Origin of the sequence: Synechococcus sp. BS55D (assembly GCF_004332415.1) — a bacterium.
Classification (GTDB): domain Bacteria; phylum Cyanobacteriota; class Cyanobacteriia; order PCC-6307; family Cyanobiaceae; genus Synechococcus_C.
In genome coordinates this window covers 370,626-392,146 of the sequence record NZ_PHQT01000002.1, presented here as the reverse complement: position 1 = coordinate 392,146, position 21,521 = coordinate 370,626, and the positions used below count along the sequence as shown (strand labels likewise).

Genomic DNA, 21,521 nt, shown 5'->3' with positions numbered 1-21,521 from the left:
ACCCCGCAGCTGAGTCAGTCGCCGAGTTCGATGCGGGTCACCCAGTGATCAAACTCCCGGTCACGCCCCTCTGTAATGGCGACGAGTCGTTCTCGCAGGGCCTCCATGACCGGACGATCACTCTGGAGAACCGTTGATTCCAACTGACGAATGGGGGTGATCTTCGCTGCTGTGCCAGTGAGAAACACCTCATCAGCGATGAACAGTTCCGTTTTGTCGACTGGCCGTTCCAGGACCTCCAGGCCCATGGATTTCGCCAGTTCGATCACGCTGGCGCGGGTGATGCCTTCGAGGATGTCTTGGTCGACGCCCGGCGTAATCAGCTGGCCATCGCGGACGATGAACAGGTTCATGCCGCTGGCCTCGCTGATTTTTCCTCGGCTGTTCAAGAGCAGGGCTTCATCAAATCCACTCTTGACGGCCTCTGTCTTGGCCAGAGAGCTGGTGATGTAGGCACCACTGATTTTTCCGCGAAGGGGCAGGGAGCGATCCTCCTGTCTGGTCCAGCTGCTGATCCTGCAGCTCACACCCTCGGGCGCCAGATAGTCACCAAGCTCGAGGCCATAGATCAGGAAATCCGTTTCGATGTTGTGCAGCCTTGGCGCAATCCCTAAATCACTGGTGTAAACGAAGGGCCGCAGGTAGATGGGAGTGGTGGGCCGGTTCGCCTTCAGCATCGCCGTCAGAGCCTCCATCACCGTCTCCTCACTCAGATCGGCGAGAAGCAGCCGGGCACTTTGACTCAGCCTGCGGGCATGCCGATCCGCCCGGAACAGCAGGACTTGATTGGGATTGGCAGGATCAGGAATGGCACGCATGCCACCGAATGCACCGGTGCCGTAGTGCAGCGCGTGGGTGGCGATCGATACCTTCGCTTCCTCAAAAGGGATGCAGCGGCCTTGAAACCAGGCGTACGGCAGGAACTGGTGCATGGCTGGATCGGGCCGACCGCAAAATCTTCTCACTCTCGCCGACTCCCTCCCAGGCAGAGAATGGCTGCATGCATCGTTTGAGCCACCTTCCTGGATCCGATCAGGACGACGGTGTCGTTCTGGTGGAGCAACCCAGCGCCCCTGTGCTTTGGCTCACGAGCGCCCAGACCGATCTCTCCACCCTCGCTGCGGTCCTTGAAAGGCCTGATCGCAATACCTGGCGGGGGCGCATCCGTGCTCTTTCCCTGGACGCACTCCAGCATCCCGCCCAGATTGACCATTACTTGGCCACAACAGGGGCTGCCGCCAAGCTGATTGTCGTTCGTCTCCTAGGCGGACGTGGCCATTGGTCCTACGGACTGGAACAACTGGATCGTTGGAGGAAGTCCGAAGCGGGTCGCACGATCCTGATCTTGGCTGGTACGCCTGATCAGGATCGTGCCCTGCATTCCCTGGGCTGTTATTCAGAACCACTCAGCGATCGATTAGCCAGCCTCTTGCGTGAAGGTGGGTTGGAGAATCAGGCCCTGTTTCTCGGTGTGCTTGATGCTCTTCTGAACAACCATCACCCGGATCCGGCGACGATTCAGCCGCGTGTAATGGAGGATCCTTCGCCCTGGCGTTGGAAGGATCAGCCTGGCCCAAGGGTTGGAATCATCCTCTACCGAGCACTCGCCCGGGCCGGAGACACTGCTGTTGCCGAAGCCCTCCTGGCCGCCCTTGAAAACAAGGGTTTGGTCCCTCGTGCTCTTTGGGTGAGCAGCCTCCGTGATCCCGCCGTTCAACAGGGAACGCTGCACTTACTCCAACAGCAGAAGGTGCACGTGGTGATTACCACCACGGCCTTCGCCTCCGTTCAGTTCGTGGAGGCGGGTCTTGGCTGCCCATTGTTTGACCACTTGGACTGTCCCGTTCTTCAGCTGCTCAGCAGTGGTCGGTCTCGCGACTCCTGGGGCGCATCATCGCGAGGTCTTGACCCCCTTGATCTCTCTCTCCAGGTGGTACTCCCCGAGCTGGATGGAAGGATCACCACACGAGTGGGTGGATTCCGTGAGCTGACCAAGGCCCATGGAGATCTGGCGACGGCCATCCATGCCCTAAAGCCTGATCCAGAGGGGATTGACTGGGTCGTTCGTCATGCCTCAGCGTGGATCAAGCTCCGGCAAACCGAACCCAGGAAGCGGCGCTTGGCGTTGATCATGGCCAACTACCCGATCCGTAACGGACGGTTAGCCAATGGGGTTGGCTTGGACACCCCTGCGAGCCTTCACAACGCCTTGCAGTGGCTTCAAGAGTCTGGGTATGACCTTGGCCGTGATCCCTTGCCAGCGACCCCAGAGGCCCTCATGGCTTCAGTCCTGGCCGGTCGAACCAATGACCCTGAAAGTCAGCATCTGCCTTCACTGGATCATCTGTCTCTAGAGGACTACCAGCGGTGGTGGCAGAGCCTTCCCGCCGACGCCCAGGAACCCATTCTCAAGCGTTGGGGGGATCCCGAGCAAGCAGAGGATTTGGAGACCCTTTGCGACGGCCGCAAAGGATTTGCCGTCCATGGTCTTCGCTTTGGAGGTTTGACCCTTCTCGTACAACCCAGTCGCGGCTATGACGCTGATCAACTCAGTGATCTCCACTCCCCGGATCTACCTCCTCCCCATCGTTATCTCGCCCAGTACCTCTGGCTTCGTGTCGTCCACGGGACCCAGATGATGGTGCACATGGGCAAACACGGAAGTGCCGAGTGGCTTCCGGGAAAAAGTGTTGGATTGAGTCGTCGATGTGGCCCGTCCCTGGCGCTAGGGCCCGTCCCGCATGTGTATCCCTTCATTGTGAACGATCCCGGCGAGGGATCTCAGGCCAAACGTCGTGGCCACGCCGTCATCCTTGATCACCTCACACCGCCGCTCGGTCGTGCTGGCAGTCATGGAGAACTGGAACGTTTGGAACGGTTGCTCGATGAAGCCGTCGAAGCCCGTGAGTTGAATGCCAGCCGTTGTCGTCAACTTGACCGGCAGTTGTGGAAGCTGCTCATGGAGTTGAACTGGCCTGGGTTGCCCCAACTGGCTGCTGAAGGCGAAGCCACTCCAGAGGATTTTTTTACAGCCTCTGAGTGGATGGCTTGTTTAGAGCAGGCTGAAACCTATTTATGTGAGCTCAAGGAATCTCAAATTCGGACAGGTCTCCATCGTTTGGGCATGCCTCCCAGTGGGGGGGCGATGACCGAATTGGTGATGGCGACAGCTCGATGCCCAGGTCCTGATCGACTTGGATTGACCCAGGCAATCGCCAGATTGCTTGGGTTCCGTTGCGATCCTTGGTGTGATGAGGATGGTCTTCCCCTGGCTGAATCGGATCGACGCCTGCTTCATGAACTTGGTGTCCCCCAGGGTCGCAGGGTCTCCGATGTTGTCGCTTGGTTGGAGGATCAAGCGCTTCGGTTGATCCGGCGCGATTTGATCCTCAATCGTGGCTCGACCTCGACGGCTGGGGACGACATTGAGCTGCATCCAGTGCTGCTGTCTTGGGTGACTGAGGGAACGGATCCAGCGTTGCAACACCTCCATTCCAGCTTGATTCCAGCCTTTCTTGCCTGTGCTGAACGAGAGCGCTCAGGTTTCCTGCATGCGCTGGCTGGTGGTCGGCTAGCGAGTGGTCCCTCGGGCGCCCCGACGCGAGGACGGCCTGACGTTCTCCCGACGGGCCGCAACTTTTATTCGGTCGATCTTCGTGGTCTTCCAACCGAGGCCGCCTGGGATCTCGGCAGACGCAGTGCTGAACAGTTGCTTGAGCTTTACCTGCTTGAACATGGGGAACCTCTTCGCCATTTGGCTCTGTCCGTCTGGGGCACCGCGACCATGCGCAACGGTGGCGAGGATATTGCTCAGATGCTCGCTCTGATGGGGGTTCGTCCGGTCTGGGATGGGCCGATGCGGCGCATGGTTGACCTCGAACTGATCCCTCTTTCTCTGCTTGATCGTCCTCGCGTGGATGTGACCCTGCGGATTTCAGGCCTCTTCAGGGATGCATTTCCGCAGCTCGTGCTTTGGGTGAACAGAGCGTTGCAACTGGTTGCTCAATGCAACGAGGAGCAGGCGTGGAACCCCTTAGCTGATTCGACAAGACACGCAGGGCCACAACACAGGATCTTCGGTTCCGCCCCTGGCGCTTATGGCGCTGGCCTTCAGGCATTGATCGATTCAGGGCAATGGGAGAACCAGAGCGATCTTGCGGAGGCTTATCTGACCTGGAGTCGTTGGCGATATGACGGCTCCGCGGAGCCCATTGAGGACCGTGAGGCCCTTGAGTCCAGCCTCAAAAATGTTCAGGTTGTCTTGCATAACCAGGACAACCGAGAACACGACCTTCTCGATTCAGATGATTACTACCAATTTCATGGCGGTCTTGCTGCTGCTGTCACCAGCGTGAAGGGTCAGAGCGCTGAGGTCTGGTTTTCAGATCATTCCCGCCGGGAGCGACTGCGACAGCACCCCCTTTCACGGGAGATCGACAAAGTGGTGCGCTCGCGACTTTTGAACCCACGCTGGATCGAAGGCATGCGCAGTCATGGCTACAAAGGCGCTTTTGAAATGGCAGCCAGCTTGGATTATTTATTTGCCTATGACGCCAGCACAGGCCTTGTGCCGGCTTGGTGTTACAGCTCTGTTCAGGACAGCTGGTTGGATGAGCAGGCGAATGCTGAATTTCTCAAGCGCCACAACCCCTGGGCCCTCCGCGACATGGCCGAGAGGCTGTTGGAAGCCGCAAATCGCGGCTTATGGGACTGTTCCGATCAGGCCAGGCTGGAGCGCTTGCGCGACATCGTTCTCAACGCTGATGGATGCATTGAGACCGGTGGATTCAGACCGACGGGTGATCGTTGATCAGCTGTTCAGATCTCGGACCATTGCCCGGAAGGGATCGATGGAACCTGGTGCTGAACTCTGCGATTTGGATGAGGAGCTGGTCGTCTCCTCTTGCTTGAGCTCGGTTTTGCGAGCAACGGGTGCCGCATCGGGCGCAGCAGGGCTGTTGACCCCCGTCAACGCACTGCCCTTCAGGCGCTGACTGAGTTCCTGCTGCGTCATTGTTTCAGCGAAGGTTTTCTTCACTGGTTTGGGAACCCCCTGGGTGACCGACACTTTGTCGTCCTGTGCGACCACACCACCTAGACCCTCGGTCTTGGTATCCACCTTCAGGGCCATCGCGTCCACCTCGGTGACGAGCTCCTTGTTGCCAGGGCTGTCTGCGGTGCCAGGGAAGGTGCGGCGGATGGTCTTGGCTTCCCGCATGTAGTTCAGATCTCCCAGTGAACTGGAGGAATCGCTGTCGAGAAAGAAGCTCTCATCCTTCTTTGCTGGCTTCGCCTGGGAGGTCTCGCTGTTCGTGCCAGCGGAGCGGGGGTTCAGCAGACGATCGAAGAAACCCATGCCTGGAGTCAGGTAGTCGTCTGAACTTAGCGACCTCTGAGGTCTTCTCCGTGGGTATCGGTTCCACACGTACGCAAAAGGCCAAGGTTCTTCAACTGTTGATCGATCCGGTCGCATATCAATGGGGTGGCTGACCACGTGGGTTGCATGTCGTAGTCGTACCAGGCCTCCCCACCATCGAAACCGAGTTCGGCAGCGGCATCAATCAGTTCGTTGAACCCGAGCCGATATCTGGCGGGATGGGCCAGAACCGACAGCCCACCTGCCTCATGGATGGCTTTGCGAACCGTCTCAGCACGCAAACTCTCTCCCACGGCGGCATCCCCTTGGCTGTAAGCCTTCAAGGCGGTGTGGCCAGGTTCGAAGCCCAGGGCGAGCACATGCACGAGGCAGCCTTGAAGAACGCAACTGATTTCCATGCCACTCCAAAGGGTGGGAACGCTGCGGCCCTGATCCTGTTCTGCCTTGAGCCAGTCCTGCATTGGTTGAAAGGCCGCGACACTGTGGTGATCGGTCACTGCAAGGTGTTCCAGCTGCCTCTCGCGGGCCTGGCCAATCAGCGTGATGGGATCCAGGCTTCCATCGCTGCAGATCGTGTGGCAGTGAAAGTTGAGGGCCCCTGGGCAGCTTTCCGGACCCACGGTTTCCAGGACGGAATGAAGGGGATGACGATCAGAGGGCATCGGCTTGTCCTGTGGAGGCTTCAGCGCGCAAGCGGCGCCAGCGGGCATAGAACTGGATGGATGCCGCCATGAACACAACAAGGGCCACCATGAACCAGGTGGCTGCAGCTGTTGGGAACTGGTTCTTGAAGACAACCAGCATCACCACGATGACGAGGAGAAGCGTTGGTAATTCGTTGAGAGCACGAAGCTGACGTCCGTTCCATCGGCACTCTCCTGTTTGCAGCTGACCCATCAGGCGGTAGCAGAACCAGTGATAGGCCAGCAGTGCTGCCACAAACCCAAGCTTGGCGTGCATCCAACCTTGTTGTAACCAACTGGGCTGCACAAGCAGCAGTCCCACGGCCATCGTCACCGCTACGAGCATGCCAGGGGTGGTGATGATGTTCGCCAGCCGTCGTTCCATCAAGGCGTACTGCCCCTGGAAGGCATCGCGCAACTCAGGTGCTAGCTCTTGGGCTTCGACGTGATAGATGAACAGGCGAACAAGGTAGAAGAGGCCTGCAAACCAAACGACCACACCCACGATGTGGAGGGTCTTAAACCAGAGATAGGCCTCGGGAGAAAACGTCATCACAGACGGTGCGTTGCGCTGACCATAGGCAGTGTTCAGGTAAGCCCGTCAAGAAAATCGCTCGCCCATTGCCGGTGCTTTGCGAGTGTTTCAGCGGGCATCCGGTCCAAATTCTTCGTCATCATGGCCAGTCTTGGTTGGGCGCGGAAAAACTTTTCGTGCTTTGCGATAAAACTCCAAAAAAGCCCATCCCAGCTCTTGCACCAATCACCGCGCCGGTAATCCGACATTTTTAAAACGTAGTTAGAACCTGAGATGTAGGGCTTGGTGGTGAAGATCCCACCATCTCCAAACTGACTCATGCCATGCACATTTGGCACCATCACCCAGTCGTAGGCATCCACAAATAGTTCCATAAACCACGTGCAGACACGACGGGGGTGAAACCCACAGAGGAGCATCACATTGCCCAGAAGCATGAGTCTCTCGATGTGATGGCAGTAACCACTCGACAAAGCACGATGAATCGCATTGTCCACCGGTGGTAAGCCCGTCGAGCCTGTGTAGAAGGCCTTGGGAAGTGGTTGGTCTTCGCACCCCCAAAAATTGCCGTTTCGCATCACGATGCCATGGCGTCGGTACATGACGGCCATGAATTCCCGCCAACCAATGAGCTGACGAATGAATCCCTCGAGAGAATTCAGGGGAATATCACCTTCAGAAGCCCGTTCCAGAATGCGATTCAGAACCTGCTGGGGGGTTAGCAGGCCGACATTCAACATGGGTGTCAAAACGCTGTGCCAAAGCACCCTGTGCTGTGTGCTGATGGCGTCCTCATAGGTCCCAAAGAATTGGAAACGCTGCTCGACAAATTGAATCAACCAGGCCTCGGCCGCGGCGTGTGTCACTGGATAGGCGAAGGATTTTCCGGAGCCGATCAGGGGGAGTGCCTCGGTCTCTAGCCCGGGCCGAGCCTGCTCAACCCAGATGTCGTCTGGCTGGGTCGGAGGCTCTGGGACCTCGATGCCCTTGGGCAGTTTTTTGCGGTTGTCAGCATCAAGACTCCAGCGCCCACCGCAGGGGGAGCCGTCAGGCTCTAAGAGCAGGTTCAATCGCTTTCTCTGCATGGCGTAGAACGCAGCCATGAGGGGACGGCGACCGCGACCGAAGAACTCCTCCACCACCGTTGAGGGAGTCAGCAACATCGGGGTGGGCAGGAGCTCCAGCCTGCAGGCGAAACGACTGGCAAAGCTGGTCAGCCTCCTCTCCAGCAGGTCATCGACGGGATCAACGCAGTGGAAGCTGCGGTATCCGGCGTCGTAGAGCTGTTGCAGATGCGCTGTTGTATCAGTGGCCTCATCGTGCCTCTGAACCCTTACGGAAAAACCACGCTGCTGAAGCGCATCGGCGAAGGCCTGCATCGAGGCGCGATGCAAGATCAACTTCTGTCGGTGCAGCTGTTGTGGCCAAGCTGGATCGGTTCCAAACAACAGCGGGTCTTCAATCAGAACCACTTCCCTTCCAGGCTCCAGAGCGGGGTGCTCTTCAAAGAGCTGATGGGGAAAGATCAGTGTCAGCTCCATGGTCAGGCCTCTTCACCAGCCAAGCGGCAGGCACGCCTCCCTAAAGCCAGGGCGAAGCCACGATCCACGAGCCCTGCACGGGGACTCAACACACTGGCCTTGCAATCCATCACCACTTTTTCCCGGTGACCCTGTTGATCATTCAGTCGAAGAACCAGTTGCCAGTGGTTCTTCGCGCTGCGGCTGATGTTGTCTGCGCAAATGGGTCCGGTACAGAGGCCCGGCGCCGCCGTCGCGGCGGAAACGATCAGCAGATTCAAGAGGCAGAGCAGTAGGGCCAGCAGTTTTTTCATCCAGTCGCGTTGTCTTCGCGCTCACTCTGCTCTGCCGATGCTTCGGGGTGAAAGAAGCCATAGATCTGTTCCGCTAGGGAGCGCCCAACCCCCGGGGCCTCCATGAGCCTCTCCACAGGAGCGAGTTGAATCGCATCAATGGAATGGAAATGGGAGAGAAGGTCTCGAACCCTTCTCGGGCCTAGCCCTGGGATATCAGACAGCCTGGAACGCTTCATCCGTTCGCCCCGCTGCTGTCGATGGAAACTGACGGCAAAGCGGTGTGCCTCATCCCGCAAACGCCTCAGTAGGGCCACACCCAACTGGTCCGGATCCGTGTCGAGCGGGTCGCGCTCGCCCGGCAGGAACACCTCCTCCCGTTGTTTTGCCAGGGAACAGACGGTCAGATCCTCATCCAAATTGAGCTCCCTCAGGGCCTCCATCACGGCAGAAAGCTGACCCTTGCCGCCGTCGATCATCACCACATCAGGCCAATCATTGAGGCCATCGGTCTGGAGAGCGCTGCCTCCCCGGTGACGGAGGGCACCAAGATCTGCTCCCTCTGCCTTCGCCCTGGCCCATCGCCGGAATCTGCGGCGGATCACCTCGGCCATCGACATGAAATCGTCGCTGTGGCCAGCGCGCACGCTGCTGCTGCGGATCTTGTATTTGCGGTAGTGCTGTTTGGCGGGTAATCCATCGATGAACACCACCTGAGAGGCCACGGCATCACTCCCTTGGATATGACTGATGTCGTACCCCTCAATCCGTCTGGGTGGTCTGGGGAGCTCGAGCAATTGGGCGAGATCCTCCGTGGCGAGGGCCTGTTGCTCCTGGCCCTGTTGGGCGCGCAGCAATTCAAATTCGGCATTGCGTTGCACAAGTTCGATTAAATCCGCCTTCTGACGACGCAGCGGTGCATGGACTTGTACCTTCCGCTCCCGTTGTTCCCCAAGCCACTCCTCAACCAGAGTCTGTTGGGGCAAGGGATGTTGCACCAGGACTTCTGGGGGAATCTCCACCGCATCCACCTGGCTGTAGTGCTCTTCGATGACGCGTTGGAGAATCAGACCTGGTTCGAGCGCCTGCGCATCGGCTGTGAAGCCCAGTCGACCCACCAGTTTTCCAGCTCGCATCTGGAAGAGCTGCACAGCAGCGACCCGTTGATCACAGGCCAGTGCAAGCACATCCCGACTGATGGAGGAATCGGGCAGGCTCATCTTCTGGTCAGCGGTCAGCTGATCCAAGCCCTGCAGCTGATCACGGATCCTCGCTGCCGATTCAAAATCCAGCCGTTCCGCATATTTCTCCATCTGTTCACTGAGGAGCATCTGCAGTTCGTCGCTACGCCCCTGGAACACCATCGCCACCTTTCTCAGGGTCCGGTGATAGTCCTCGGAGCTGATCTTTTCTTGGCACACACCTGGGCAGCGGCCAATGGCGTGGTTCAAGCAGGTGCGGTCGGCATACAGCGGTCTGGGGCGCTGGCGCAACGGAAACACCCGTTTCACAAGGAACAGGGTGCGTCGCAGCAGACCCACATCCACGTAGGGGCCATAGAAGCGATCCAGAGGACTGCGAAAACGACGGCGGCGCGTGATGAAAATCCGCGGATAGGCCTCACTCCAGGTGATGCATAAGTAGGGATACTTCTTGTCGTCTTTCAGCAACACATTGAAGTGAGGCTGATGGTTCTTGATCAAATTTGACTCAAGAGCGAGAGCTTCGGCTTCGCTGTCGGTCACGATGAATTCGATCTCACAGACCTGCCTTGTCATCAGCCGAATGCGTGGCGACAGGTCATGGCGACTGCGGAAATAGCTGCGCACACGGCTGCGCAGACTTTTTGATTTGCCGACGTAGAGGATGCGGTCGTCCTGATCGCGCATCAGATAGCAACCGGGCTCCGCAGGGATATCCTTCAGGCGCTGTTCCAGTCGGTCAGGCTGCGTGAGTAACGGCGTTCGCAGCGTTGGTGGGCTCAAGGTCGATCCGCCTCTGCATTGCCTGGATTGAACACCAGTCTCGCGGCCTCTGCATAGGATCCGACTGGTCTTGATGCCCAGCATGCGTGCCCTCTACCCAGGCAGTTTTGACCCACTGACGCTTGGTCACCTCGACCTGATCGAGCGCGGTAGCCAGCTATTCGGAGAGGTGGTGGTTGCCGTGCTTCAAAACCCGGGGAAGACCCCTGCCTTTCCTCTGGAGCAGAGGCTCGCTCAGATCCAGACCGCGACCCATCACCTCTCGGGCATTCAGGTGATCAGCTTCGATGGCCTCACCGTGCGCTGTGCGCTCGACACCGGGAGCGACGTGATCCTCCGAGGTCTCCGCGCCATGAGTGACTTCGAATACGAACTTCAGATTGCCCATACCAACCGCTCGCTCGAACCCGATCTCGAGACCGTCTTCCTCGCCACCACAGCCCACCACAGCTTTCTCAGCAGCTCAGTGGTCAAGGAGGTGGCCCGGTTCGGTGGGCAGGTCGATCACATGGTTCCCCCCGTGGTGGCGGATGATCTGCGCAGGCTCTTTAATCAGTCTTTCCGCCAGCGTCCGTGATGAGCGAGATCCGGTTCCCCGTACTCGACCAGCTCGACCAGCTCGAGGAGATCGTGCTGGAAGGGAGTCGTATTCCCTTCAGTGGTGGTCGGCTCGTGAATGAGCAGGACGCCATCGAACTTCTCGATGCCATTCGTGAAACGCTTCCGGGACAGATCAATCAGGCTGATGAGTTGATCCAGCGACGTGACACGTTCATCACCACCGCTCGGCAGCAGGCGGATGAAATCGTCCAGAAAGCAGCTCAACAGCGTGATCAGATGGTCAATGCTGCCTCGATTCGTCAGGAGGCAGAACGGCAGGTGAACGAGCTGCGGGACCAGGCCCGGCAGCAGTGTGAACAACTTCTTCAGGCCACCCGCCAGCAGGCGGCTCAAATGGAGCACGAGATGCAGGCGAAGCATGCGCAGCTTGAGCAGCAGTTCTCCAGCCGGCGCCAGCAGCTTGAACAGGAAGCCCTGCAACGCCGACAACAGCTTGATCAGGAGGCGATCGAATTAAAGCGCCAGCTCACTGACCAGCATGAACGCAGTCGCCAGCAATCCCTTCAAGAGCTGGAACAGATCCGCATGGAGGGAATCCGGATCCAGAAAGAAGCGCAGAGCGAGGCAGAACGCCTCCATCAGGATGCGCTGACCTACCGGCAGCAGACTCAACAACAGTGTGAAGCCCTGATCCAGAGGAGTCGTCAGGAGGCGGCTTCCGTTCAGGACGGTGCCAACCGTTATGCGGAACAGACTCTCGGCGAACTTGAAACTCGACTCAAGGAGATGGCACAAGTGGTCTTGGGCGGTCGCCAGGAACTGGTGAAGATTCAGACCCTTCGTTCTGAACCAAGTCCTACCCGGTCCTCTGCTCCCCAGGACTCAGGGGAGGCTGTGCCAATTTCCAGAGCCCGTCGAGCCGCATCTCGTCTCAGGTCGATGCGGAACACCGGCTGAATTGCTGCGCAGCTTTGAGCACGGTTCCGATCGTCTCGTTCGGAGCCCAGGAACCGTTCGAGATCAGACTCACGAAACGGAGTCCCTCACTGGTCTCCAGAATGCCGCTCACCGAGCGAACCCCGCGGAGCGTGCCTGTTTTAGCCCAGAGCTTTCCGTCCAAACTGCTGCCCCGGAAGTAGTTCCTTAATGTTCCTCGCCTACCGGCGATGGCCATGGAGGCCTGGTAATAGGGGCCTAGGGGGTGTTGATGCATCCTTAGGAGCAGAGCCGCAAGGGTCTGACTGCTCACTCGGTTCAAACGCGACAACCCGCTGCCATCCGCGATCCGCAGCCCTGTGGTGGGCAGATGCTGGCTTCGCATCCACAGCTGGGCCCGCTCAGAGGCACGCGTCACGTCCCACTGGTCGGAGGCTTCCCGCAGCAGCACTTCGGCGGTGAAATTGTGGCTCTCGGTGTTCGCAAGGCTCAGCAGGGAATGCATCGGTGCGGAGACCTCCTCATGGAGCACCAAGAGGTCATCGGCAGCAGACTGTTGTTCGAGCGAGCCTTGCGGGGGGTGCACCACCTTGAGGGCTACCCGCCCACCCTGCCGTTGCACTTCTTTTGTGAACAGGCTTTGGAACCGTCCAGCCGGGTTTTGAACAGCCATGCCGAGAGCATTGCTCGTCAAGGCCAGTCGGGTCACGGGGGCCCCATAAGCCTCCATCCGATCGGCCTGGGGCCAGTCACGGGGCCACCAACGTTGGGGCGGTTCCTCGCGAAGCATCAGCTGGATAGAGCCCGATGCTTGGCGACGACTCCCACCCTGGCCTAGGGCTGCCATCGCCAAACGCTGAAGTCCAGCGATGCCTAGATCTGGATCCCCTTCTCCCTCCAGTTCCAGGACCCCGTCAGGGCGTTGCAATAAACGGGTTCTCAGGCGGAAATCTGGACCGAGCTGGTCGAGGGCATAGGCCGTGGTGATCAATTTCTGATTGGATGCCGGAATCAGCGCTGCAGCACCGTTGACTGCGGCAAGAACGGAGCCCTGTTCATTCAGGATCGTGATGCTCCAGGCCTTTTTTTCAGGGCCAAGAGCCCCATCAACAGCGTTTTGAAGAGGAAGGCAACGCTCCCCGTCACGCAGGCTTGGCCAACCCAGTGGTTGCAGAGGTGACGGAGGGGCGAGCAACTCAGGCTCGGCTGCCCGACCGGGGGCGGGTAGCACGACAGCCAATACCAGTGCAGATAAAGACAGAAGCCTTGTCACTGGATCTCGACCCCACTGACCGTGCCGTTGACCCGATATTGGGGACCCTCCAGTTCCACGGGAGTTCCGATCTTGAGGTTGGTTCCTGCCATCACCACACCGGAACCTGAGACCGTCGCCTCCCCATCCAGGATGAAACGGGCATCGAGCGTGCCCTGAATGCTCCGGTTGGGATCGACCGCGGTCAGCACGAGACCATCGGGGGTGAGGGTGACCAGCTTGCGCGTGATGTCTTGCACTTGCACCAAGCGGACGGATCCGTGGGGCTGGTTGCGAATCACGATGCTGGTTCGGCCTGCCTGCAAGGCGTCCCTGACAAGGCGGTCAGGATCGGCGGCAGGGACTCCTCGCACGTCCACGCTGATCTGAACGGGTTTCACTGACCCTGTCGCTCGAGCGACGGTGTTGCTCAGTTTCGGGCTCCACAGCACGCCAGCCAAAGCGGCAATGCCGAGTAGGGCAGCTAAACCGTCAACAGCGTTCACACCCTTGATGCGTTGGTTGAGAGCCATCACGCGAGATCCTGAACCGCCACGATACGGAGCCCTCCAAGGGTCTACAAGGAGCCCTCAGCGACTTAGGTCATTGAGAAAACGGTCCATCGCCCCCATCTGCCTGTTCAGCTCGGAACCGGTGCCGGCAAGGGCCTCATCGATCTGCTCGGGATCCGGTCGTCGTTCGTAGTCCATCACGAATCGGTAGCCGTCGGGGTCGGCCCTGAACAGAGACCATGGTTGGGGCCACTGATGAAGGAGAGCGGCTCCGTCCAACGGCTGAACCCAGTAAGCCACCTCCCAGGTCGCCACAAAACCTTGGCGTCTCGATCGAGCCACGCTGCCGATGCCAACTGCAGCATCTTCAAGACGGCCGTTGAGCATGGCCACTTGGCCAGTCCAGTCCGCGCAGGCCTGCTCCAGTTCCTCGTAATCGCTGGGTTGAGGTGCCACAGCGAGGAGCAAATCGTCTTGACGCTCCAATAAGCGCCCACGGCAGAGGTCCTGAAGGGAACAACAGGATGTCGCCAGCTCTGGGTCATCCCTCTGGGCAAGAGCTGCCGATCCAGCATCCGGGAATGCCAGCACTGGATTTTGACCAGTCTCCTGAAGCTGGCGAGCCAGCCTCAGAGCGACAGGGAGAACCCGTAGCCCCTCGAAGCGCATGCTCACCATCCAGCGGCGCGACTTGCGATCGCTCAACGCCTCGATCAGGGACTCCCTCGCCTGCTCTTCAGCCTGCTTCAGGTCGGCGGGAAGGGTTCTGGTCACGGCAGAGTTCCATGGCAAGGCCGGAGGGTACTGCCAATCCTGACCTTCAACGCCGCTGCAGCCGATCAAGGGAGCGCGAAAGACGTTCTTGTACCAAGGGAAGTTCGCTCGGATTGTTCCAAGGGCCAAGGCTGATCCTGATGCCTGACTTACTGGCCTCGGCATTCAGTCCGATGGCTCTAAGCACAGCACTGCCCCCGTCGTGGCCAGACGCACAGGCACTACCACTGCTGATGGCAACACCCTGTTGGGCCATCTCGCGGACGAGAGCTCGACCAGAGAGGGCACGACCTGCATCGTCAGACGCCAGAAGCGAAATGTGATGGGGCAAACGCTGATCTCTGGATCCGGAGAGGCGTAGTCGAGGATCTTCAAGCAGGCTGGCTAGCAGCTCATCACGGAGATGACGGGTGCTGGGCGAGGTGTGCAACGACGTCCAGGCAGGCAGTTTGGAGATCGCCAGCGTGAGCCCCGCGATCAGGGCCACTGGTTGTGTGCCCGAACGCAATCCCTGTTCCTGACCTCCGCCTCCCAGCCAAGGAACCATGGACTCACGTGGATGGGAACGAGTCAGCAGGAAGCCAACCCCCTTGGGCCCGCCACATTTATGGGAGGACGCGCTCAGTAAATCAGCGGGCAAACTGGACCAATCAGGCCGGCCCTGGCTCACCACCTGCGTGGCATCCACGTGAAAGGTGATGCCTCGCCGTCGACATTCCGCGCCGACGACTTCCACGGGTTGCAGGCTGCCGATCTCACTTTGACCCCAAATGAGCGACACCATCTCGGTTGGTGCATCCAGGAGGGAATCAAGCTGCCCCAGATCGATCTGGCCCTGCGGGTCTACAGGCCACTCGACCACCTCCCATCCTTGAATGGCCAGTCGTTGAGCTGCCGCCATCGTGGCTGGGTGCTCAACAGACGACACCACCAGGCGCCTTGGGGCACGGTCGACCGTTCGACCAAGCAAAGCAAGGTGAATGGATTCTGTTGCTCCGGAAGTGAAGACCAGATCGTTCGCCTCCGCCCGCAAACTGCTGGCGAGCTGCACACGGGATCGCTCCAACCATTCAGCAGCCTTCAGACCATGGCCATGCAGGCTCGATGGGTTCCCCCAGGCGCTGCGCTGAACCTCAGCGATCCTATCGATCACCTCTGGATCGGTGGGGCTCGTCGCACAGGCGTCGAAATACAAGGCCCTGTCGCTGTCAGCCACTGGTCTCGCGGTCCACGCGAGCGCGTGTGCGTTGTTCGAGGCTGTCGCCGGCGAGGGTGATCATTGTGTCGAGCGACATCGTCTCGAGGAGTGCCTGCACCTGACGTTGGGCTTCAGCGCGCAGACAGTGATCCGGTTTCTGACAAGTCTCCTGACAGGCCGTTGCGCAGTTGAACTCAGCCTCGATGCTTGAAGGTGTGTCGTTGTCTGCTCGGTGGTTTGCTGCTTGGGGTTCAGGGGTCAATGCAGCCACCGGTGTGGGAACCAATTCAGGAACCAAGACTCCGTCAAAGACCGCTTCGGCTGGTCCGGTCATGAAGATGGAGCCTCTGCGATCAGGCCAACTGATCAGCAGTGGGCCTCCAGGAAGGTTCACCTGCGCGGAATGGTCCGCAAGTCCAAGGAGATGAGCGCAGACCAGGGTGGCGCAGGCGCCTGTTCCACAGGCAAGGGTTGGCCCTGCCCCGCGTTCCCAAACTCGGATTTCAAGGGACTGTGGACCATGCACCTGAAGAAAGTGCACATTCGTTTTGGCCGGGAAGGCGTCATGGACCTCAAGGGCAGCACCCCAGGTCTCAAACGGAATGGTTTTGAGGTCTTCAACAGGTACGACGACATGCGGATTCCCCATGCCGGCCGCCGCAACGCTCAGGGTGACCCCCGCAACGTCCAACTCCCCCTGCGGCAAACCAGCTGACCCAACCGGGAGCGATGTCGGGACTTCATCTGGAATGAGAAACGGAAGCCCCATATCCACTTTGATCTGACCGTCAGCTTGGAGTTCGGGAACGATCATTCCGGCGGCTGTCTCGATGCGCCAGCGCTCACCGCTCTGACTGCCATCGCTGTCAGCCAGAAACCTTGCCAGACATCGAATGCCATTGCCGCACATCTCCGCTTCACTGCCGTCGGCATTGAAGATGCGCATGCGGAGGTCCCCATCAGTCTCCGGCGGCAGCGCCAGGATGATCCCGTCGGCACCGATTCCAAAGCGGCGATCACAGATCCGACGGATCCAAGCTGCATCAGGGTTGCGGATGCTTGCATCCAGCTGTCCGGCTCGCCCTTCCAGGACAACAAAATCGTTGCCAAGACCCTGATACTTGCTGAACTGGAGCATGGTGTTACGCGGCGCCGGTAGATGGAGACCACCTGTTTCGACCCCAGTCTGCCGGGCGTTCGTCTGTTGCAGACCTGGTTGAGAGAGCAACGGGCTTTGCGACTCGAACTTCTCAACGGTGCCAGTCACGAAGGAGTGCTGGCTTGGCAAGATCCTGAATTCCTTGCCCTCACTCGCTCTGATGCCGATCAACCTCTGTTGATCTCTAGACGGGCGATTGCTGTGATCCGTTGTCTCGGTTGAGCTGATCGTTTGTTTCCCAGCATGGGAGAGCAGCTATGTCACGATCGCAACCAGGTGAGCCCTGCCCGTGAGCGCCGTACCCCCATCGACGTCTGCTTCGACGTCTTCCAGTGATCATCGCTACGACCCCCTCACTCTGGAGGACCGTTGGCAGCAGCGCTGGAAGGACTGCCAGCAGGACCGCACAGCTGAACCACAGCCGGGGCAACGACCTTTTTATGCGCTCTCGATGTTCCCGTATCCATCGGGCTCCCTGCATATGGGACACGTGCGCAACTATGTGATCACGGATGTGATTGCTCGCACGCAGCGCATGCGAGGGGATGCTGTGCTACACCCGATGGGCTGGGATGCCTTTGGACTGCCAGCTGAGAATGCCGCGATTGAACGGGGTGTGGATCCAGCGGTATGGACGGACCGCAACATTGCCCAAATGAGGACCCAACTCGACAGGCTTGGCCTATCGATTGATTGGGATCGCGAACTCGCCACCTGCCACGACGATTACTACCGCTGGACCCAGTGGCTCTTCCTGGAGTTACACGCTGGCGGCTTGGCCTACCAGAAAGAAGCGATCGTCAATTGGGACCCTGTCGATCAGACCGTTCTTGCGAACGAGCAGGTGGATGCCGATGGCAAGTCCTGGCGTTCCGGTGCCCTCGTTGAAAAGCGCAACCTGCGTCAGTGGTTCCTGCGGATCACGGATTATGCCGATGCTCTGCTGGATGATTTGGATCTGCTCCAGGGGTGGCCGGAGCGGGTCCGCACCATGCAGGCGAACTGGATCGGGCGCTCGAAGGGAGCCGACATTGACTTCCAGGTGTGCGCCGCTGACGGAAGCCCCTCTGACCAGCACATCACTGTCTTCACCACCAGGCCGGACACGTTGTTTGGAGCGAGTTACGTCGTTCTTGCCCCAGAGCATCCCCTCGTTGATCAGCTCGTCAGCACGACCCAAGTCACAGCCGTGGCGGCCTTTCGAGATCTGATGGCGACCCTCTCCCAGGAGGAGCGAACCGCAGATCATCAACCCAAGCGCGGGATTCCGATCGGCGCTGAGGTGATCAATCCAGTGAATGGGAAGACCATTCCGGTTTGGATTGCCGACTACGTGCTTGCCGATTACGGCACCGGGGCCGTCATGGGTGTGCCGGCTCATGACCAAAGGGATTTCCTGTTTGCCCGACGCCATGAACTGCCCTTCCACCGGGTCGTACAGATCCCAGGCGTGGAATCTCAAACACTCGATGGCGAGGCATGGACAGAGCCGGGTGTTCTGGTCAATTCAGGGCGCTTCGATGGTCTCGCCTCTGAGGATGCGAAAACAGCGATCACCCTGCATGGCGAACGTGAAGGCTGGGCCCGGACCAAGGTTCAGTATCGACTGAGGGATTGGTTGATCTCCCGGCAGCGGTATTGGGGCTGTCCGATTCCGATCATTCACTGCGACAGTTGCGGCGCTGTTCCCGTACCCAAGGAACAACTCCCAGTTGAGCTTCCCCATGGAATTGACCTTTCAGGGAAAGGGGGCTCACCACTGGCTCAGCTCTCCTCCTGGCTGACAGTGGCGTGTCCTTGCTGTGGCCAACCGGCGCGGAGAGAAACTGACACGATGGATACTTTTATGTGTTCATCCTGGTATTTCCTTCGTTTTACTGATCCCCATAATCAAGAACGGCCTTTTTCAGCAACAAACGTCAATCAATGGCTTCCTGTTAATCAATATGTCGGCGGGATTGAGCACGCCATTCTCCACTTGCTGTATGCCCGGTTCTTCACTAAGGCATTGCATGACCGTGGATTACTTGGCACCCGTGAACCCTTTGAACGTCTGTTGACTCAGGGAATGGTGCAAGGGGTCACCTATCGCAATCCTCGGACCGGTCGTTATGTGGCACCTGAGGATGTCGCCGATGAACAGGATCCCCGTGATCCAGAGGACGGTGGTGCTCTCGAGGTCCTTTTCGAGAAGATGTCGAAGTCGAAGTACAACGGCGTCGATCCAGCTGCCGTCATTGATCGCTATGGCGCCGATACGGCACGGATGTTCATTCTCTTCAAAGCTCCACCCGAGAAGGATCTGGAATGGGATGATGCTGATGTTGAAGGTCAGTTTCGTTTCCTGCAGCGTCTCTGGCGCTTGGTTGATACAGGCGTCAATTTGAACGTTCAGGTTCAAGACAACTGTGGCAACTTCCCGGATGCTCTGATCACCGATCTCGATCGCGAGATCCGTCGGGCTTTGCATACAGCCATTGCTGCTGTTGATGAGGATCTCAGTGGCGATTATCAGTTCAACACAGCGATATCTGAACTCATGAAGTTGTCCAATGCTCTCTCAGGGCAACTCGAGGCGATCAGTCCGGAAGTGCGTGTCGAAGCCCTTTCAGGGCTCGTGCGTCTTCTCGCTCCATTTGCGCCTCACTTGGCTGAGGAGTTCTGGTCACGACTCGGCGGCGCCATCAGCGTGCATCAGCAACCATGGCCGGTGCATGATCCTTCGGCTTTGGTGCAAGAGAGCATCGAGCTGGTGATTCAGGTGAAGGGCAAAGTGCGTGGAAGCCTTCGGGTGCCGGCAGATGCAGATCAAGCCATGTTGGAACAGCTCGCCCTCAACAGTGATGTGGCTACGAAATGGCTGGAGGGCCAGCCTCCCAGGCGCGTGATTGTCGTGCCGGGGAAGCTGGTCAACCTTGTGCCCTGACAATCAGCTCTTGGCAAAACGCAAGGAAGCCGGCTGATCCCAGCTTCCTTGCGCCACGTAGCCACGGCTATTGGCACACAGGTGGCGAAGGATCCAGAACACGGATTCCATTGACCCCTCGCCGATTGCCTGTTGAACGTCTGAAACCGAACGACTCACGCCATCAGCGAGAAGAGCTTCAACTTGACCCTGAAGATTGAGGATCGCAGCGGCTGCTTTCTTGCCGGCTTCCACTCCGGGCTGGTGATAAGCATTGATGTTGACAAGTTCGCCGTACAAGCCAACTGCGCGCTCAAACAGTGCAATCAGGGCACCAAGGCGACGGGCATCGAAGTCCTTCATCGAGATGCTGATACTTTGGCGTCCACCCTCCATCAGGGCAGATCTAGTTCCCTGGAGAAAACCGTCGAGGAAATCGCCAGGGCGCTCCCCGTTGATTTCGGGAATATCAGCAGCGTCGCTGAGCTGCTCGATGAAGGTCACAAAGAAATTGTCTACGCCGTCTCGTAGTTGCTGGACGTAAGCGTGCTGATCGGTCGAGCCTTTGTTGCCGTAAACGGCGATGCCCTGATGGACGACATTGCCGTCGCGATCAAGACGCTTGCCAAGAGATTCCATGACCAGCTGCTGCAGATAGCGGCTGAAGACCTCGAGACGGTCGCGATAGGGCAACACCACCATGTCGCGTTTGCCTTTGCCTTCGCCTGCTTTAAACCAGGCTGCAGCCATCAAAGCCGCGGGATTGCGTCGTAGATCCGTCAGACGTGTGGCCTGATCCATCTGGGCAGCCCCGGCCAGGAATTGCCTGATGTCTGTACCGATCAGAGCACCAGGAACCAGACCAACCGCACTGGTGATGCTGGTGCGACCACCCACCCAGTCGAACATGTCAAAGCGCTTGAGCCAGCCCTCCTGCACCGCCTGCTGATCGAGATGACTGTTCTTCATCGTGATTGCAACGGCCTGTTGGCTCCAGTTGCCGCCCATGGACTCAAGACGATGACGGGCCTGCTCCATGCCCAGGTGCGGCTCTGGGGTTCCGCCTGATTTGCTGACTGTGATCACAAGCGTGGTGCGGAGCTTGTCACCAAGCGATGCGAGCACACGACTCATGCCATTGGGGTCGACATTGTCGAAGAAATGAAAGGGAAGCCCCACTCCCTGGTTCTGGAGTGCCCGAATCATCAGCAAGGGCCCGAGTCCACTGCCGCCAATTCCGATCCACAGCACATCCGTGAAGGGTTGACCAGTGGGGGCCTGAATGGTCCCGGTCAGGACCGCCTGACCAAAGGCCTCAATGGAATCAATCTCAGCACTGATATGGTCACGCACCTGTGGCGTGGGAGCCAACTCAGGCTGTCTCAGCCAGTAATGACCGACCTGCCGTTGTTCGTCGGCGTTGGCAATGGCACCGCCCTCCAACGCCTCCATGGCACGAAAGGCCCGGTCGAACCCGGGGGTCATCTCTTCAAGATCACCATGGTTGAGATGCATACGACTGATATCCAGCCACATCCCCAGGTCATCGTGGAACCAGAGCAAATCACAGAACCGCTGCCATTGAATCTGGCTGTCACTCGCGCAGAAATCTGGAAAGCTCATCTCGGGTCGGAGCAGATCGCCTACCCGCAGAACCTATCCAGGATCCAGCGGTCTGCCCATCAAATGCGACACCCCAGCTAGCGTCTATAGGGATTCGTTCATCAACCATCAGTGCGCTTGAGGCCTCAGCTCAGTCTCCTGCTACCTGTGACGGGGGTTCTGCTTTCGTTGGCTGCTCTGTTGGGCGTGAGGGAGCCCGTGTCGATTG

General features: G+C 58.7%; 18 protein-coding genes. 5 read left to right on the top strand and 13 right to left on the bottom strand.

The window, feature by feature from the left end:
* Nucleotides 1–14: 14 nt before the first annotated feature.
* The gene (locus CWE16_RS05670) at nucleotides 15–932 is read right to left on the bottom strand and encodes a branched-chain amino acid transaminase (RefSeq protein ID WP_131593678.1); all 918 of its coding nucleotides are present in this window, start codon (nucleotides 930–932) and stop codon (nucleotides 15–17) included.
* Between the two features lie 68 nt (nucleotides 933–1,000).
* On the opposite strand from CWE16_RS05670, the gene cobN reads away from it, so the two are divergent.
* A complete protein-coding gene (gene cobN, locus CWE16_RS05665; protein ID WP_131593676.1) occupies nucleotides 1,001–4,810 on the top strand; it encodes a cobaltochelatase subunit CobN in 3,810 nt (1,269 codons plus the stop codon).
* Here the strand turns inward: cobN and CWE16_RS05660 are convergent, their stop codons facing one another.
* From CWE16_RS05660 to uvrC, 6 genes are read right to left on the bottom strand one after another with little or no spacing between them, the layout of a single operon-like run.
* A complete protein-coding gene (locus CWE16_RS05660; protein ID WP_131593674.1) occupies nucleotides 4,811–5,356 on the bottom strand; it encodes a hypothetical protein in 546 nt (181 codons plus the stop codon).
* A 26-nt stretch (nucleotides 5,357–5,382) separates the two neighbouring features.
* On the bottom strand, nucleotides 5,383–6,039 hold the full coding sequence (locus tag CWE16_RS05655) for a PHP domain-containing protein (protein WP_131593672.1): 657 nt from the start codon (nucleotides 6,037–6,039) through the stop codon (nucleotides 5,383–5,385).
* Complete coding sequence (gene hemJ / locus CWE16_RS05650) at nucleotides 6,029–6,613, bottom strand: protoporphyrinogen oxidase HemJ (protein ID WP_131593670.1); 585 nt, start codon at nucleotides 6,611–6,613, stop codon at nucleotides 6,029–6,031. The genes CWE16_RS05655 and hemJ overlap by 11 nt, the downstream gene beginning before the upstream one ends.
* A 35-nt stretch (nucleotides 6,614–6,648) precedes the next feature.
* Nucleotides 6,649–8,136 carry a cryptochrome/photolyase family protein gene (locus tag CWE16_RS05645; RefSeq protein ID WP_131593668.1) on the bottom strand — a complete coding sequence of 496 codons (1,488 nt, stop codon included), beginning with the start codon at nucleotides 8,134–8,136 and terminating at the stop codon, nucleotides 6,649–6,651.
* A 2-nt stretch (nucleotides 8,137–8,138) separates the two neighbouring features.
* The gene (locus tag CWE16_RS05640) at nucleotides 8,139–8,429 is read right to left on the bottom strand and encodes a hypothetical protein (RefSeq protein ID WP_131593666.1); all 291 of its coding nucleotides are present in this window, start codon (nucleotides 8,427–8,429) and stop codon (nucleotides 8,139–8,141) included.
* Entirely contained in the window at nucleotides 8,426–10,378 is a 1,953-nt protein-coding gene (uvrC, locus tag CWE16_RS05635; protein WP_131594102.1) for an excinuclease ABC subunit UvrC, read from the bottom strand. The genes CWE16_RS05640 and uvrC overlap by 4 nt, the downstream gene beginning before the upstream one ends.
* 97 nt (nucleotides 10,379–10,475) lie before the next feature.
* Here uvrC and coaD point away from each other — a divergent pair, with 97 nt between their 5' ends.
* A complete protein-coding gene (gene coaD, locus CWE16_RS05630) occupies nucleotides 10,476–10,970 on the top strand; it encodes a pantetheine-phosphate adenylyltransferase (RefSeq protein WP_131594104.1) in 495 nt (164 codons plus the stop codon).
* On the top strand, nucleotides 10,970–11,911 hold the full coding sequence (locus CWE16_RS05625; protein ID WP_131593664.1) for a hypothetical protein: 942 nt from the start codon (nucleotides 10,970–10,972) through the stop codon (nucleotides 11,909–11,911). Before coaD ends, CWE16_RS05625 begins: the two co-directional genes overlap by 1 nt.
* Here the strand turns inward: CWE16_RS05625 and dacB are convergent.
* From dacB to dapF, 5 genes are read right to left on the bottom strand one after another with little or no spacing between them, the layout of a single operon-like run.
* Nucleotides 11,886–13,121, bottom strand: coding sequence for a D-alanyl-D-alanine carboxypeptidase/D-alanyl-D-alanine endopeptidase (dacB, locus tag CWE16_RS05620; protein ID WP_236629598.1), 1,236 nt, complete (start codon nucleotides 13,119–13,121; stop codon nucleotides 11,886–11,888). The two genes, CWE16_RS05625 and dacB, sit on opposite strands and share 26 nt — an antisense overlap.
* A 38-nt stretch (nucleotides 13,122–13,159) precedes the next feature.
* Nucleotides 13,160–13,675: a DUF4330 domain-containing protein gene (locus tag CWE16_RS05615; RefSeq protein ID WP_131593660.1), complete on the bottom strand. Its 516-nt coding sequence runs from the start codon at nucleotides 13,673–13,675 to the stop codon at nucleotides 13,160–13,162.
* Nucleotides 13,676–13,732: 57 nt separating this feature from the next.
* Nucleotides 13,733–14,428, bottom strand: coding sequence for a DUF1995 family protein (locus tag CWE16_RS05610; protein WP_236629597.1), 696 nt, complete (start codon nucleotides 14,426–14,428; stop codon nucleotides 13,733–13,735).
* A 46-nt stretch (nucleotides 14,429–14,474) separates the two neighbouring features.
* On the bottom strand, nucleotides 14,475–15,644 hold the full coding sequence (locus tag CWE16_RS05605) for a cysteine desulfurase family protein (protein WP_131593656.1): 1,170 nt from the start codon (nucleotides 15,642–15,644) through the stop codon (nucleotides 14,475–14,477).
* Nucleotides 15,637–16,764: a diaminopimelate epimerase gene (dapF, locus tag CWE16_RS05600; RefSeq protein WP_131593654.1), complete on the bottom strand. Its 1,128-nt coding sequence runs from the start codon at nucleotides 16,762–16,764 to the stop codon at nucleotides 15,637–15,639. The genes CWE16_RS05605 and dapF overlap by 8 nt, the downstream gene beginning before the upstream one ends.
* A gap of 21 nt (nucleotides 16,765–16,785) precedes the next feature.
* Here dapF and CWE16_RS05595 point away from each other — a divergent pair, with 21 nt between their 5' ends.
* Both CWE16_RS05595 and leuS read left to right on the top strand, forming a co-directional pair.
* The gene (locus tag CWE16_RS05595; RefSeq protein WP_131455290.1) at nucleotides 16,786–17,007 is read left to right on the top strand and encodes an Hfq-related RNA-binding protein; all 222 of its coding nucleotides are present in this window, start codon (nucleotides 16,786–16,788) and stop codon (nucleotides 17,005–17,007) included.
* Between the two features lie 67 nt (nucleotides 17,008–17,074).
* On the top strand, nucleotides 17,075–19,711 hold the full coding sequence (gene leuS / locus CWE16_RS05590) for a leucine--tRNA ligase (RefSeq protein WP_131593652.1): 2,637 nt from the start codon (nucleotides 17,075–17,077) through the stop codon (nucleotides 19,709–19,711).
* Nucleotides 19,712–19,714: 3 nt separating this feature from the next.
* On the opposite strand, the gene CWE16_RS05585 is transcribed toward leuS, so the two are convergent.
* Nucleotides 19,715–21,313 (bottom strand): glucose-6-phosphate isomerase, encoded by a 1,599-nt coding sequence (locus CWE16_RS05585; protein WP_131593650.1) that lies wholly within the window; start codon nucleotides 21,311–21,313, stop codon nucleotides 19,715–19,717.
* Between the last annotated feature and the right edge of the window lie 208 nt (nucleotides 21,314–21,521).